General features: G+C 67.3%; 15 protein-coding genes. 2 read left to right on the top strand and 13 right to left on the bottom strand.

Annotated elements, in window-relative coordinates:
• Window positions 1–227: 227 nt before the first annotated feature.
• The 13 genes from ABH933_RS13700 to ABH933_RS13640 form a co-directional block, all read right to left on the bottom strand.
• Window positions 228–1,316: a zinc-dependent alcohol dehydrogenase gene (locus ABH933_RS13700; RefSeq protein WP_429422978.1), complete on the bottom strand. Its 1,089-nt coding sequence runs from the start codon at window positions 1,314–1,316 to the stop codon at window positions 228–230.
• The gene (locus tag ABH933_RS13695) at window positions 1,307–2,341 is read right to left on the bottom strand and encodes an ABC transporter substrate-binding protein (RefSeq protein ID WP_429422980.1); all 1,035 of its coding nucleotides are present in this window, start codon (window positions 2,339–2,341) and stop codon (window positions 1,307–1,309) included. The genes ABH933_RS13700 and ABH933_RS13695 overlap by 10 nt, the downstream gene beginning before the upstream one ends.
• Before the next feature lie 5 nt (window positions 2,342–2,346).
• On the bottom strand, window positions 2,347–3,180 hold the full coding sequence (locus ABH933_RS13690; protein WP_429422982.1) for an ABC transporter permease: 834 nt from the start codon (window positions 3,178–3,180) through the stop codon (window positions 2,347–2,349).
• Complete coding sequence (locus ABH933_RS13685) at window positions 3,164–3,916, bottom strand: ABC transporter ATP-binding protein (RefSeq protein WP_429422984.1); 753 nt, start codon at window positions 3,914–3,916, stop codon at window positions 3,164–3,166. Before ABH933_RS13685 ends, ABH933_RS13690 begins: the two co-directional genes overlap by 17 nt.
• Before the next feature lie 106 nt (window positions 3,917–4,022).
• Complete coding sequence (locus ABH933_RS13680) at window positions 4,023–4,160, bottom strand: hypothetical protein (protein WP_429422986.1); 138 nt, start codon at window positions 4,158–4,160, stop codon at window positions 4,023–4,025.
• 77 nt (window positions 4,161–4,237) lie between these two features.
• Window positions 4,238–4,864, bottom strand: coding sequence for a TetR/AcrR family transcriptional regulator (locus ABH933_RS13675; protein ID WP_429422988.1), 627 nt, complete (start codon window positions 4,862–4,864; stop codon window positions 4,238–4,240).
• Window positions 4,865–4,870: 6 nt separating this feature from the next.
• Window positions 4,871–5,701 (bottom strand): class I SAM-dependent methyltransferase, encoded by an 831-nt coding sequence (locus ABH933_RS13670; protein ID WP_429422990.1) that lies wholly within the window; start codon window positions 5,699–5,701, stop codon window positions 4,871–4,873.
• 128 nt (window positions 5,702–5,829) lie between these two features.
• Entirely contained in the window at window positions 5,830–7,107 is a 1,278-nt protein-coding gene (locus tag ABH933_RS13665) for an RNA polymerase sigma factor (protein ID WP_429422992.1), read from the bottom strand.
• Window positions 7,108–7,120: 13 nt separating this feature from the next.
• Window positions 7,121–7,540, bottom strand: coding sequence for a YciI family protein (locus ABH933_RS13660; protein ID WP_429422994.1), 420 nt, complete (start codon window positions 7,538–7,540; stop codon window positions 7,121–7,123).
• A gap of 108 nt (window positions 7,541–7,648) precedes the next feature.
• On the bottom strand, window positions 7,649–8,572 hold the full coding sequence (locus ABH933_RS13655) for an alpha/beta fold hydrolase (protein ID WP_429422996.1): 924 nt from the start codon (window positions 8,570–8,572) through the stop codon (window positions 7,649–7,651).
• A gap of 268 nt (window positions 8,573–8,840) precedes the next feature.
• Window positions 8,841–10,052: an FAD-dependent monooxygenase gene (locus ABH933_RS13650; RefSeq protein ID WP_429422998.1), complete on the bottom strand. Its 1,212-nt coding sequence runs from the start codon at window positions 10,050–10,052 to the stop codon at window positions 8,841–8,843.
• Window positions 10,053–10,825: 773 nt separating this feature from the next.
• Window positions 10,826–11,200 carry a cupin domain-containing protein gene (locus ABH933_RS13645; protein ID WP_429423000.1) on the bottom strand — a complete coding sequence of 125 codons (375 nt, stop codon included), beginning with the start codon at window positions 11,198–11,200 and terminating at the stop codon, window positions 10,826–10,828.
• Window positions 11,201–11,284: 84 nt separating this feature from the next.
• The gene (locus tag ABH933_RS13640; protein WP_429423002.1) at window positions 11,285–12,451 is read right to left on the bottom strand and encodes an epoxide hydrolase family protein; all 1,167 of its coding nucleotides are present in this window, start codon (window positions 12,449–12,451) and stop codon (window positions 11,285–11,287) included.
• Between the two features lie 664 nt (window positions 12,452–13,115).
• On the opposite strand from ABH933_RS13640, the gene ABH933_RS13635 reads away from it, so the two are divergent.
• On the top strand, window positions 13,116–14,003 hold the full coding sequence (locus ABH933_RS13635) for a MerR family transcriptional regulator (RefSeq protein WP_429423007.1): 888 nt from the start codon (window positions 13,116–13,118) through the stop codon (window positions 14,001–14,003).
• Between the two features lie 132 nt (window positions 14,004–14,135).
• Window positions 14,136–14,984 (top strand): LLM class F420-dependent oxidoreductase, encoded by an 849-nt coding sequence (locus ABH933_RS13630; protein ID WP_429423009.1) that lies wholly within the window; start codon window positions 14,136–14,138, stop codon window positions 14,982–14,984.
• Window positions 14,985–15,075: the final 91 nt, after the last annotated feature.

Here is a 15,075-nt window from a genome sequence, read left to right as displayed (position 1 = left end):
TCCCGGCGACATCTATATCAACCGACAACCGCGAACACGTCACGGAGCACCCACGGGGTTACAGCGTTCATGGGTCTCACCTCCTACTGTGATTTCACGGCGCGAAGGAATCTAGCAGCTCGCACGTACGCCTGTCCACACCCACTTTCGGCGCAGACCACGCAGTGCGAGGATGTGGATCTCGGTGTGCGCCAGGAAGATCTGGTCCGCCGCGGAGAGCGACAGAGCTACGATGCGATGCCCAGCACCACCTTGACCGCGTCGTCGCGTCGCTGCTCGACGGCGTCGAACGCCTCGGCAATGTCGTCGAGTGGGAAGCGGTGCGTGATCAGCGGAGCGGTCCGCAGCAGTCCGCGCTCGGCCATCGTCACCGCGCGGCCCACCGCGCGGTTGCCCTCGCCGCGAATGGTGAACAGGGTCAGCCCCGTCTTCACCGCACGGTTCAGATCGGCCGTCACCGGGCCGTGGAAGTAGCCCACGAGCACGATGCGCCCGGCCGGTTTGCACATCCGGATCGCCTGGTCCACAGTCTCGTTCGCACCCGAGCACTCGAGCACCGCGTCGACGCCGAGCCCGCCGGTCGCCTCCAGCACCGCGGCGACCGGGTCGGTCTCGCGCGCGTCCACGACGACGTCCGCCCCCAGCTCGCCACCGAGTCGCAGCCGCGAGGCGCGCGTGCCGGTGAGGATCACCCGCGCCGCCCCCATCGCCTTCAGCAGCTGCACCGCGGTCAGCCCGACCGGTCCGGGGCCGATCACCGCAACGGTGTCCCCGGCCACCAGCCCACCCATGGTGTCGATGGCGTACATGGAGGTGCCCGCGGTGGTGATCATCACCGCCTCCTCGAAGCTCACCGCGTCCGGCAGCCGATAGAGCGTGGACACGTGGTTGACCACGTATTCGGCGAACCCGCCGTCGACCGACATCCCCATCGCGCGGTGCCCCAGATCGGCGCGGCCGTAGTTGAGACAGGATGTGTACCGCCCGCGCACGCAGTTCTCGCAGCGCATGCAGCCGCGATGCGCCTCGACGACCACCCGGTCCCCGGGAACGAACTCCGCGACCGTCGGCCCCACCGCGACGACCGTGCCCGCGTACTCATGCCCCGGGGTGAACGTCCCGGGCTCGGGCTGGGCCGGAAAGAACGACCCCGCACGGATTTTCAGGTCCGTGCCGCACAGCGATGCGGCCTCGACGCGCAGCAGCACCTCTCCCGGGCCCGGCTCCGGCACCGGCTTCTCGATCACGCGCAGCTCGCTCGGGCCGAAGATGACCGCCGAGCGCATGGTGCGAGGAACGGTGTGCGTCAATGCCATCGCGAATCTCCCGTCAGCGGGCCACCGAGGTGCGTGACGACCGTGTCCATCAGACTTCTGTCGATCACCCTGTCCAGGTCCGGCGGGCCGTTGGGCAACAGCCCGCCGATCTGCCGCATGCATGCGAGGGTGAAGGTGAACCGCTCGGGATCCAGGCCCTGGTTGACGGGGAACACGCCGTTCTGCTCGACGAGCCGGGTGTATGCCTTGTCGATCTCGGCGGCGGGATAGCCTGTCGCGGTGGCGATCTGCGGCACGACGGTGGCGCGGTGGCCGTAGATGAACCGGTGTGCCTGCGTGATCGCGGTCAGGAACCGGATGGCGACGTCGTGATGCGAGGCGAGCCAGCTCGACTTCACGAAATAGGTTCCGTAGATGTAGTCCGGCCACAGCTGGTAGAGGTCGGTGAGCGCGTGCAATCCCGGGTCCCGCGCCTCGGCGTCGATCGACTGTTCCTGTTGCAGGACAGCGGAATCGATCTTGTGGGTGAGCAGGTAGCCCACGTATCCGGTATCGGCCACGCTCACGTAGTGCACATCGCCCGGCGTCAGATGCCCCGACTGATACACCGCGCGGGTCATGATCTCCCGGAACGCGCCGACCGACTGGATGCCGAGGTTCTTGCCCTTCAGATCGCCCGGATCAGCTATGGCGGACGGGGTTTCGAGCACGACCGGCAACCGATCGGCATACGAACCGATGACCACCAGCCCGGCGGCGGCAGCCGTGCCCAGCACCGGCTCCACGCTCGACCCGCCGATATCCGAATCCCCCGCGATGACGGACTGCAGCGTCGCGGTGCCCGCGGACAGGCCCTGCACCTGAACGGTCAACTGCTGCTGGGCGAAGAAGCCGTTCGCCTGGGCGACCGCGATGTCGGACTGCGCGAAGGCGGGCTTCAGCCCGGGCAGGGAGATCTTGATGGTTGTCGGGCCCTGCGGTGCATTCGCCGGCCGCGGAGTGCTCGCGCAACCGGCCAGCAGCACACCGACCACCGCGACCACCGAAAGGACATGTCGTTTCATGTATTTCAGCCCTCCGATTCCGATCTCCACGGCGCCAGCCACGCCTCGAGCAGTCGCAGCACCCAGGTGAACGTGACGCCGAGCAGCATCAGGATCACCACCGGGACGAAGACCTGCGCGATCTGGAAAGTGTTGGCGTAGCTCATAATCACGAAGCCGAGACCCGATATCGCGGAATAGAATTCGGCGATCACGACGCCGACCAGCGCCCGGCCCACCGCCAACCGGATGCCGGTGATCACGTAGGGCAGCGCCGCGGGCAGCAGCACGTCCCGCCACAGCCCCGGCTCGGTGGCCAGGTACGAGCGCGCCACCTCGAGCAGTTGCGGATCGACCTCGCGCACGCCGCGGGCGGTGTTCAGGACTATCGCGAACACCGAGAACAGGAAGACGACAACGATTTTGGCGGTGGTACCGAACCCGACCCAGAGCACGATCACCGGAACCAGCGCGACCGTCGGGGTCGCGTAGAGCGCGTCCATCGGCAGCTCCAGCAGCGCCTCGACCACCCGGCTGCGTCCCATCGCCAGGCCGAGGACCACACCCGCCACGATGGCCAGGCCCAGGCCCCACGCGAAGACGTTCAGGCTCTGCCCCAGGGCGCCCCACAGGTTCGGCTTGCCGAGCTGCGCCGGGCCGAACGCCATCGCCCAGCCGGCCCGCACGATCGCGGTGGGGTACGTGAAGAGAATCGGATTGGTATGGCGCCCATACCATTCCCACACGCCGAGCACGACGAGCAGGGAAAGGCCGCGCAGCAGAGCGCGCCGCACTGGCCACGGCAGCCGGGGCAGCCGACCGGTCGTGGCGGCAAGCGGGGAGCTATCCAGCCTGTCCAAACCGCAACGCTCCCCTTATTTTGTGTTGGAGCTCAGCATAATCCGGATACGCTCGCACGTCCTGCGCTCTGCGCGGGCGCGGGATCGGTACATCGATGATCTGCGCGGCGCCGCCCGCCGCGAGCACCAGTATCCGATCCCCGAGCAGGATGGCCTCGTCGACATCGTGTGTGATGAACACCCCGGTGAGATCGGCGTCGCGCTCCCAGATCGCCAGCAGCTCGTCCTGCAGCTGCTCCCGGGTTATCGCGTCGAGCGCCCCGAACGGCTCGTCCATCAGCAACACCTCCGGCTGCACCGCCAGCGCCCGCGCCAACCCGACCCGCTGCTGCATGCCACCCGAAAGCTGGTGCGGGTAGCGGCCTTCCGCACCTTGCAACCCGATCGTCTCGATCAGCCGATCTACCCGCGCCCGATCGCGTACGCCCCGATTCCGCAGCCCGTACTCGATATTCGCACGCACGGACCGCCAGGGCAGCAGCCCGAAGTGCTGAAAGACCATCGCGATCTTCGCCGACGGCGCGGTGACGGGCTCCCCGTCGATCAGCACCACCCCTGCATCCGCACGCAGCAGTCCCGCGATGATCCGCAGCAGCGTCGTCTTCCCGCACCCCGATTGCCCCACAACACACAGCAACTCGTGCCGCCGAACCTCGAACGCGATCCCATCCAGCACCCGCTGCCCGCCGAACCGGCGAACAACGCGGTCAACGACGATCCGCTCCTGCACACCCATGTCCCCGCACTCCACTCTCCGCCCGTCGGCCGAAAAGTAACACGTTCCACACGCTGCGTGCAGGGGGTACATCGACCGAGGATCGCCCGACCGGGGACTCTCGAATTCACGGCATGCAGGGCCGGAAGCCCTGTGCCAGGTAGGCGGTCAGGTTCGTCGCCACCGAGGCGGTGCCCGGGGAGGGCAGCGGCTCGAGCTCGCGGTGCACGGTGTCGACCCGGTCGCGCAGCGCCGCGGCATACACGTGCGGCCGCGGTACGAAAGGTACTGGCGGTCGCCACATCAGCCGATGCCGAGCACCGCGCGATCGCCGCATCGCCCTTACGCCGACGACGCGGCGTCCGTACCGATACCTGTCAGCAGGGTCGTGATCACCGACTCCGTCGCCGGAGAGATCGCCTGGCCGGTGCGGGGCAGCAGCGCCGACAGCGCGGCGTCGTGGCAGATTCCGACCAGGATCGCGACGGCGGCGTCGAGATCGGCGGCGGAGGCGAGGCGTCCGAGGTCACGTTCGGCGTGCAGGTAGTCCGCGAGCCGGTCCCGCCAGTCGCGTTCACCGCCCGGCTGCGCGGCGAACTTGGCCAGCACCTCCGGCTGGGCGAGCAGGCTCGCGAAGATCGGAAGGATGGCCCGGTGCATCGACAATCCCTGTGCCAGGTAGGCGGTCAGGTTTGCCGCCACCGACGCGGTACCGGGACCGGGCAGCGGTTCGAGCTCGCGGTGCACGGCATCGACGTGGGCGCGCAACGCCGCGGCCAGCAGCTCTTCCTTGTCGGCGAAATGGTTGTAGAGCACGCCGTCGGCGACGCCCGCCGCCCGCGCGATCGCCCGCACCGTCAGACCCGCGCCGCCCTGCTCGGCGAGCAGCTGCGCGGCCGTCGCGATCAGGTGCTGGCGCAGGTCGCGGTCGTCGCGATCGCGCAGTGCGGCTGCCTTTCTGGGGGACATGCGGTCCTACGGTAGCGGCTTCGTCGCGGTGACCAGCCAGGCGCCCGAGCTCAGATGCACCCCGTCCGGCCGGGCGAACGGCACCAGCACGCCCGCGATCGCGGCGCGGACCTGCTCGTCGGCGGCGAAGTCGTGCAGGCTCCGGTGGTAGCGAATCGGCCCCCAGTCCATGATGAATCCGGTGGCGTCGGCGATATCGCTGCCCCAGATGCTGTCGGCATCGATGCGACGCACCTCGACACCGGTGAATCCGGCGCTGGTGAGCAGCCCCCGCATGGTGCCGGGATCCGCGAAGTCGTTGAGGCTGGGCCCGATCTCGAAGCCTGGCAGGTGCGCCGCGGCCGCCGAGAACGCGAGGCCGACGTCAGAATCGCTCAGCGCGGGCATGGACACGAACGCCAGGCGCCCGCCCGGCCGCAGCGCCCGGGCGATATTGCCGAAGGCCACCACCGGATCAGCGAAGAACAGGACGCCGAACCGGCTGATCGCGACGTCGAACGCGGCGTCCGGGAAGGGATGCACCTGTACGTCGCCCCGAGTGAACGACACATTGTCCACCGCTTCGTCCCGCGCCTGCCGCTCGGCGCGGGACAGCATCGGACCGGACAGATCCACGCCGGTCGCGGCGGCCGCACGCCGCGCCGCCAGCCGAGTCAATTGTCCATTGCCGCAACCGATATCGAGGACACGGTCACCTCCGCCCACCCGGGCAGCCTCCAGCAGCGGTTCGTTGAAGCCGCTGTTGACCGCGTCGTACCGGTCATGGTTCGCGGCCCAGTGCTCGCCCTCGTAGCCGTTCCAAGCCTCGGACTGGGCGTTATTGACGATCTCGGTCATGGCGCCTAACTCCTTTATGAACAGACATTCATGAACTGTTGTTCATAATGCGCCCACGAGCGCGCCCCGTCAATGACGACCTTCATGGGTTCGCTCGGTTCATCGCGCTCTTCAGGCACTGGCGATGGTCAGCGCGAAAGTTCCGCGAGTTTTCCTGTCAGCAGGGCTCGTTCGGGTTCGCTGCCGCAGCGCGCGAGGGCGAGTTCGAGTTGAGCGCGCGCTTCGTCGATACGACCCAGGCGCGTGAGCAGCTCGCCGCGAACGCTGGGCAGCAGATGCGAATTCGCCAGGGCCGGTGCGGTTTCGATCTCGTCGACGACGCGGAGCGCCGCAGCGGGGCCCTCGGCGAAGGCCACCGCGACCGCTCGGTTGAGATCGACCACGGGCGAGGGGGCCAGGCGGCCCAGGGCTTCGTAGAGGAGCACGATGCGGTCCCAGTCCGTGGTGTCGACGGACGTTGCGACGGAATGGCATTCGGCGATCGCGGCCTGCAATCCGTAGGCGCCCAGACCGCGGCCGACCTTCGCGGCCCGATCCAGGGCCGCGCGTCCGCGACGGATCGCCGCGCGGTCCCAGCGGGAACGATCCTGGTGTTCCAGCAGAATCGGCCGGCCCGCGCAGTCGGTACGGGCCGGGAAGCGTGCCGCGGTCAGTTCGAGCAGCGCCAGCAGCCCGTGCACCTCGGGTTCGGCGGGCATCAGCCGGGCCAGCACCCGCGCCAGCCGGACCGCCTCGCCGGCCAGGTCGAATCGAATCAGGTTCCGCCCCGAGGTCGCCGACGATCCTTCCGTGAAGATCACGTAGATCACGCTCAGCACCGAGCCGAGGCGCTCCCCGCGTTCCTGCGCGGACGGTACCGAGAACGGAATGCGTGCCGCGCCAAGGGTTTTCTTCGCTCGCGTGATCCGGGCCTGCACGGTGGCCGTGGGTGTGAGGAATGCCTTGGCGATCTCGTCGCTGGTCAGGCCACCGACCACCCGCAGCGTCAGCGCGATCCGGCTCTCGGGCGGCAGCAACGGGTGACAGGCGATGAACAGCAACGCGAGCACATCGTCGTCGATCTGATCGGGATCCCATGGCGCATCAGGGGATTCCGCGGGCGGGCCACCGGCGGCGACCCCGCCCTCGCCCAGTTCGCGGGCGAGGGCGGAGTAGCGGTCGTCCAGCGCGGCGCGGCGACGGAACCCGTCGATGGCCCGCCGCCGCCCGACGGTGAGCAGCCACCCGGCCGGATTGCGCGGCACCCCGTCGCGCGGCCAGTCCACCAGCGCCTCGGCGAATGCCTCCTGAGCCAGGTCCTCGGCCAATGCGAAATCGCCGGTGTAGCGGACGAGCGCGCCGACGATCCGCGCGGACTCGATCCGCCACACCGCGGCGACGTCCTCCCGGCGGGTGGAATCGGTCATCGCGCCGGGCGACTCACAGTTGCCCGGTCGCTTCGCGCCACGCCCGCTCCTTGCGAATCCACTCGTTGTCCTGCGGGAATTCGTCGATCGAGGTGACCCGCCGAATTTCGGTCTTGAAGCCCGGCCCGAAAGACGGTGCGCGCCTGGCCCATTCGATCGCCTCCTCCTTGGAGGCGACATTCAGGATGTAGAAACCACCGAAGAGCTCCTTGGTCTCCCCGTACGGCCCATCGGTGACGACCGGCGGCTCCGACGAATAGTCCACCACCACGCCCTCGTCGGGCCCGGCCAGCCCCTCCGCCGCGACCAGCACCCCGGCCCGGATCAGCTCGTCGTTGTACCGCCCGACGGTCTCCAGCACCTTGTCGAAGTCCGCCCCGGCCATCGCCGCGTTGCCCTCGTCGGTAGCCCGCCAGATCAGCATGTACTTCACGATGTGTCCTCTTCTGTTCCGGGTCGCCATCCGACCCTCTCACCAACAAGGTCGAATGGCGAACACGGTGGATCGACACCGTCGGCGAAAATTCTTTCCGGGACCGTATCAGTGGTGCTCGACGAAGTCGTGGATGAGGACGCCGGTCGGGCCCGGATCCTCGATCATCGGGGTGTGCCCGCAGTCCAGGGACACGATCCGAACCCCCGGGACCCGGCTGTAATCCCGGTAGGACGCCGGCAGGAAGCGCTTGTCCTCGGAGCCGTAGATCACCATGGTCGGCAGGTGCAGGGCCACTAGGCGATCCGGTTCGGTCTCGGCCCGCAGATACGCATCCGACGCGTTCGACGTGGCGGTGAGGCCGCGGTACGTCATTCCCCGGACGTCGGCGACGAGCTGTCCGGGAATCGGCACATTGCGGGTGAAGGCACTGCTCAACAGGTACCGAATGGCGGCGTCCGGCAGCAGCGGCCACAGCGGCTGCCCGATCGCCGGGTTGAAGAACAGCCCGCTGACCGGGCTGCTGTCGGTGTACGCGTCCAGCCGCGCGCCGGTATCGATGAGCTCGAGCGCCGATACCAGATCGCGGCGCTGTTCGGCCAGCGAGGTCGCCACATAGCCGCCGGTCGAATGCCCGACGACGACGGCGTGCCGCACGCCGAGCCGGTCGAGCACTTCGCCGACCCGCCTGGCCTGCTCCTCCATGCTGTAACCGCTGTCCGGCTTGGCCGATTCACCGTGCCCGAGCAGGTCTATCCGCACCACGTACCGATCCTGCAGGGCGGGCATCACCTGGTCCCACCATGCGGTCGATCCAGCCAGTCCGTGCAACAGCACGACCGCATCCGCGCTGGGAGCCCCGCTGGCGACGACGTGGATGTCGCCGCCGGGAAGATGCACCATCTGCCCCTGGTCCTGCGGAGCGGCGGCGGCGCCCGGGGTCGTCGTCGCGAACAGCGCGGCCGACATCGCGGCGATCATCAGCCCGATGCGTCGTCGCCGACCCGGCGCTACGGCGGTGGTGTTGTTCATGGGTCCTCCTTCTGTCCATCCGTGACACCACCACCTTCGCGGGCGAGGACCGCTCGGGTCTTGAATAAATGTCCGGTGTGCTTCCGGGGTGACGCTGCAGTCGCCCGCGCCCAGCGCCGACTCGTCGCACGCCGAATAACCCTCCCCGCCTCGATGATTCATAACGAGCGGAATTCTCTTGCACCGCCAGGAATTTGCGGGCGGCAATCAGTCGGCATCGGCCACGCCAGCTCGACGGTGATGGCGGCGGCAGGTATCCAGCCGAACCCTAACGTCCCGGCGCGATCGGATAGTCCTCGACGGTCATCGAGTTGTAGACGCGTGCGCTTTTGGTGGCGAGCCGGAGGAAGGCGCGGCTCGGGCCCGGGGGTAGTACGGAGAGCAGCCGAGTGCCCAGGACCAGCCCCCGCACACCGAGCCGGGACGTCGGGATCAGGGTTTTCGCCGCGCTCATCGCCACCGCACGCCCGTCCCGCACATACCCTGCCATCGCGCGCTCGTAGGCGGGAAAGGCGATGCCGGGGTCACCGCCCGCCCGCGCGAGCTCGCCCGCCAGGACATACGCGCCGACAACAGCCAAACTGGTGCTGCCGCCAACGGCCGGACCGGGACAGTAGCCCGCGTCACCGACGAGCGTCACCCTCCCCCGCGACCAGGTATCCATGCGCACCTGGGTGATCGAGTCGAAATAGAAGGCCGGAGCGTCGTCGACCGCGGCTAGCCACCGCCCCACCTCCGGATCGAAACCCCTGAAGGCGGCCCGCAGCAGCTCCTTCTGCCGAGCTACATCGCGGTAGTGGTAATCGAGTTCGCCCGGACTGCGAAACAGGAACAACGCCCGGCTCTCGCCAAGGTGCCGCGCACTGTACATCCCCGCGGTACGACCGACACCGACGTGAATGCGGAGTTCCCCATCGGCGCCATGGGTTTCGGGCAGCGAGAGCACCGCGAGATAAGCCCCGGTGGAGGCGCTGAATCGCGACTCGTCACCGAAGACGAGCCGACGCACAGTGGAGTGCAACCCATCCGCACCGACGATCAGATCGAAGCGCCGCGGCGCGCCCGTCTCGAACTCCACCTCGCCGTCCGGCGAGATCGCGGTGATCGAGTCACCGAACAGGTACTCGACGTCCTCGCACCCGGCCTCGTAATAGATCTCACTCAGCTCGTCCCGCATGATCTCCGCATGCCGATCGGAGGCTGCACCGAACACCTTGGCCAGATCCACCCGGGTCGCCCGTTGTTCCCCCTCCGGCACCAGCGCCATCCGGGTCGTCCCGGTAACTCTCGCCTCGATGAGCGAAAGCACACCCATTTTCTCCGAGATGTCCATCGCCGGCCGGAACAGATCCACCGCATGCCCCCCGGTCTTGCGCGCCCCCGGAGCCCGCTCGACAACCGTCACCGAAAAGCCATGCCTGGTAAGCCAATACGCCAGCACCGGCCCCGCAATACTGGCGCCGGAAATAAGAACCCGCATAGATGTGCCTCACGTCTCGTCTGTTGTCAGGACCCCATCCTGCCGACAGACAACGGCACATGTCTTGTAAGAATGTCAGCGACGAACCCGCGGCACAGAACGCTGCGGGCCGAACGCCGGGCGGTCACCGCCTACACGTCGAATCTGAACTCGACCCCATCGACATCCAATATCTGCACGTCAAACGCCCTGTTCAGAGCTCAACTCACGTTCCGAAGCCGAATAACCTCTGTACGCGACTCGCCGATCCAACGGCCGCCGACACTGCCTCGAGACCGCCCCTCCGGCCACAGGGTCTATCTCGCTAACGGTGTTTCCGGCGTTGTCCCTCAGTAGGTTTGGGCGTTGGGCCAGCGGTCGGCGAAGGTGATCGCGAAAGCGTTGAACCCGGGCTTCCAGCGCACCATCCATCGTGTCCGACCCTGGCCGGCGAGCACCAATGCGATGAGTCGGCGGCAGAACGATGTGGAGTGGTGTCTGGATCACGGCCGCGATCGAGGCTCTTCCAAAACGGTTGCGCTCGTTGTCATTCCACATTGTTCGACTTCGGTGGCAAGGGATGATGCTGGTCAGTGGATCGGAACCTTGGTTATCGGTACCTCGATCAGCGTGGGATTGCTGTGGTCGGCGATGGCCTTGCCGACCAGGTCGCCGGCAGCGGTCAGGTGTGACTTCGGGCCGCTGGTACGGCATCGAAGACCCGGTATGCCGCGCCGTGGGAACGACAGCTTGACCAGAATGACCTCGGCGTTGGTCGGGCGTCGTCCGGTCGCTCATCGTGCCTCGACCGGACCGTGCCAAGTCGTCGTACCGCGGTCCACCGCGAGGGTTGAGAACGGCGCGTTCGGGCCGGCGCCGTGCCAATGGACCTCGCCGGGCCCTGTGACGATGACGTCGCCGGGGGCGACTTGGATCGGGTCCTCGCCGCGCTTCGCGACAACGCCCGTCCCGGCGGTGACCACAAGCACCTGGCCCCCCTCGTGGGCGTGCCAGTGGGTGTGCGCGTCCGCGTCAAGCGTCAACATGATCACGCTGTCGGCGCTCGCGACGTCGAGCGTCCCCATCAGTTCGAGCTTGCCGCTGCCGGTGAAGTACTCCGGCATCGCGACGGCGGGTACCTCCGCGGCCCCGGAGTGGTATATCTCCATGGTCATGTCCTTCTTGTCGGATATCGGTCCGCCCGACGTCAGTTGGCGAGAGGGCAATGCCCGCCGACTGACCGACGGGAAACGTCACACACGAATCGCCCCTGACACGAGAGCGGCCAGCCCCGCGCGCACCTCGGCGACGAACTCGGCAGGAGCCTCGTAGGCAGCGAAATGGCCACCCCGCACCGGCGTGCCGTAGTAGCGCAGATTGGTATAGCGGGTCCGTGCCCAGCGCTCGGACAGCGCGACGTTGTCTGCGGGAAAGAGAGAGTACGCGGACGGCGCGGGCACCTCGTCGAAGCTCCCCAAACTCGACGCGAGCGAATCCCAATACAGGCGCGCCGATGAGGCCGCCGCAGCACACGTCCAGTAGATCATCACGTTGTCCAGCAACTCGTCCTTCGTAAAAGAATTCTCTATGTCATCGCCGCAGTCCGACCACGTTTTGAATTTCTCGACGATCCAGGCGAGCTGGCCGACCGGCGAATCGGTCAGGCCGTATCCGAGCGTCTGCGGCTTGGTCCCCTGCTCGATCGCGTATCCGACCTCGGCCTTGCTCGAATTCTCGATGCGCGCGAGGTAGCGCTGCTCCTCTTCGGTCGGCCCGCCGAGCTCGGTGAGCTTCGCCGGATCGGCGAGCGCCCAGTTGACGTGGATGCCGATCAGCTTCGCGGGACCGGCCAGCCGCCCGATCGCCGAACTGACCTGCGCTCCCCAGTCGCCGCCCTGAGCTATCCAGCGCTCATAGCCAAGCCGGTCCATCAGCTCGATCCACGCCTGCGCGATCTTCTCGACGTTCCAGCCGGTCACCGTCGGCTTGCCGCTCCACCCGTAGCCCGGGAGCGACGGAATCACCAGATCAAGCGCGTCGGACGCCTTCCCGCCGTGACTGACCGGATCCACGAGCGGATCGATCACCTTGACGAATTCCATCACCGACCCCGGCCAGCCATGCGTCATGATGCACGGCGTCGCCCCGTCAACAGGCGAGCGGACGTGCAGGAAGTGGATGTCGACTCCGTCGATAGTCGTCGTGAACTGTTCGTAGCGGTTCAGCTGATCGGCGACACGTCGCATCTCGTAGGACTCCGACCAGTACCCCGCGAGGTCCTGCACGTAGGCTTGTGGAATTCCCATCGACCAGTCGTCGACGGGCTCCCTTTCTGGCCAGCGCGTCCGCGCCAGCCGCTCGCGGAGGTCATTGATCACCGCGTCGCTGATCTCGACGCGGAATGGACGGATCTCGGTCATGTCGCTCCCTCCTATTGGTTGTTGTGTGCGTGGGACTTGAATCGCATCGACTTCTATCGTTTGTTCGCGAATGTGCGTTGTATATGAGAATTCTTCGACACTCAGGTCCGCGGCTGTTTGGCAATACGCGTCCACCCTCGAGTGGGTAGGGCAATCGCCGTCGTACTTCGCCCGGACGATGATGTCGCCGTAGTGGTCGATTACCTCTCGGACCTCCATGGTGACGTGGTCGCCGACGAACTCCTTGGCCAGGAACTTGCGGATGGCCTCGACGCCCCAGATCTCACGGCTGTTGTCGTTCACGTAGGCGTCCGGGGTGAAGGTGGCGACGATTCGCTCAGTGTCGAAGGCGTTGACCGCCGCGATGTGCTCGGCGACGACCTCGGGCAGTGTGGTGATCACGTGACTGCTCATTGGTAGCAAACTCCTTTGTTCTCGGGTTGGCCGTTCGGCCGAGCGACGGCGTTTGCCGCTCGGTCCACCGGGTCAGCCCAGCGACATGGTCGACGTCATCCTCGTCGCGCAGGATACGAATGTCCTGTTCGCGGCGTCCGTTACGTGGACTGCGGGGCGTGAGTACCACGCTCGACCATCCGGTCACCGGAGTGTCAACTCCCGGCGGTGCACTGGACCCTCCCGTAACGGGAGAGTTGATACTGGAACCATGCGCGAGGGCCTGACGATCGGCGAGTTCTCGCGGGTGACCCACCTCAGCGTCAAGACGCTGCGCCACTACCATGACGTGGGGTTGCTCGCGCCGATGCACATCGGCCACGACACCGGGTACCGCTACTACTCGCTCGACCAGGTCCCGACCGCACAGGTGATCGTCCGACTGCGCAATCTCGACATGCCGGTACCCGACGTGAAAGCCGTCTTGGCCGCCCAGGATGCTGCCGCGCGCAACCAGCTGATCACCGCGCACCTCGCCCGGCTGGAGCACCAGCTGTCCCATACGCGGAGTGCGGTCGAAGCACTGCGCGACCTGTTGAACCGGCCGGCGAGCGGGTCGGACATCGAGCACCGTACCGTCGCTGCCCATCCCGCGATCGGCATTCGCGAGATCGTCGACCGCGAGGACGTCCTGAGCTGGTGGCGCGGTGCGCTGGGCGAGCTCTACGGCTTTGCCGCGGCCCAGGACCTGCGCCCTAGTGGACCGAGCGGAGGCGTGTTCACCAGCGAGTTGTACCTGCACGAGCACGGCGAAGCAACGCTGTTCGTTCCGGTTGACGAGGTCGCACGTCCGGTCGGCCGGGTCGAGCCGCTCGTCGTGCCCGGCGCCGAACTCGTGATCGCCACGCACCACGGCCCGCTGGACACCATCGACCTGACCTACGGCGATCTCGGCACCTACGCAGCACGGCACGAGATCGGCATCGAAGGGGCACTGCGCGAGTACTACCTGCGCAACCCGCTCGAAGTGTCCCGGGAAGAAGACCTCGTCATCGAAGTCGGCTGGCCGATCTTCAGGTCCGACGGTCAGAACGGCAACGAGGGGACCCTCCCGGAACGGTCGGCTCGACCCTCCCCTGACGGGAGACCTCCAACCTGAATGCTGAACACCAGTGCACCGCCTCGACGGTGACTTCCCCGATAGCGTCACCGATCTGCAATTCCGATTCACGTTGCGGGGCCGGCGCATTGGCGAACCCGGTCATCGAGCACTGAGAGAGGAGACAGCACAATGATCACACTCGGTAGGTATGGAGCCTGGCTCCACCCCATGTACGACGATCCCAGCCGCATCGGCTACGCGGTCGAGGCCGAGGCGCTGGGTTACGGCGCCGTGTGGCTCGGCCTGGGGCAGCGTGACGAGAGCGAGCTCCGGTTGGTCGAACAGGTCCTGGACGCGACCAGACACGTCGTCGTGGCGACCGCGATCGTCAACATGTGGACCAACGACCCGACCGCGCTGGCCAAGTCCTGTGACCGCCTGGAGACTCGCCATCCTGGTCGTTTCCTGCTGGGCATCGGAATCGGCCACCCGGAATCGGTGACCGGCTATCGTTCCCCGTACCAGCGCATGGAATCGTTCCTCGACGCGCTGGACGCCGAAGGACATCCCCGGGACCGTCGCGTCCTCGCCGCGCTCGGACCGCGAACGCTGCGCCTGGCCGCCGACCGCGCCGCCGGAACCCACCCATATCTGACGGTGCCCGGCCACACCCAGCAAGCCCGCCGCCTCCTCGGCCCGGGCCCGCTGCTCGCCCCCGAGCACACGGTGGTCGTCGACACGGACCCCGCGGAGGCTCGCCGGCGTGGCCGCGCCTTCGTCAGCAATCCCTACCTGCGACTCTCCAACTACGTCAACAACCTCCTGCGGCAGGGCTACGACGAGACCGACGTCGCAGGCGACGGCAGCGATCGGCTGATCGACGACCTGGTCCTGCACGGGACGCCCGAAACGATCGCCGCCGGATTGGCCGGCCACTTCGCTGCCGGCGCGGACCATGTCGCCATCCAGGTCCTGCCCGGAGAAGGCGAAGGGCCCATGCCGGGACTACGAACCCTCGCTGGTCAACTGATCAGCTGAAGGTAGCCCGGCGCGAAGGCCACAGGACCAGTTCGGTTGGGGTGCAGCAACCGGGTCAGCTCTGAACCCAGCACTCCTCAGCAGCGGGCAC

Origin of the sequence: Nocardia sp. GP40 (genome assembly GCF_050434125.1) — a bacterium.
GTDB lineage: Bacteria > Actinomycetota > Actinomycetes > Mycobacteriales > Mycobacteriaceae > Nocardia > Nocardia albiluteola.
The sequence above is the reverse complement of the archived record's forward strand: the minus strand, read 5'-3'. Positions and strand labels throughout refer to the sequence as shown.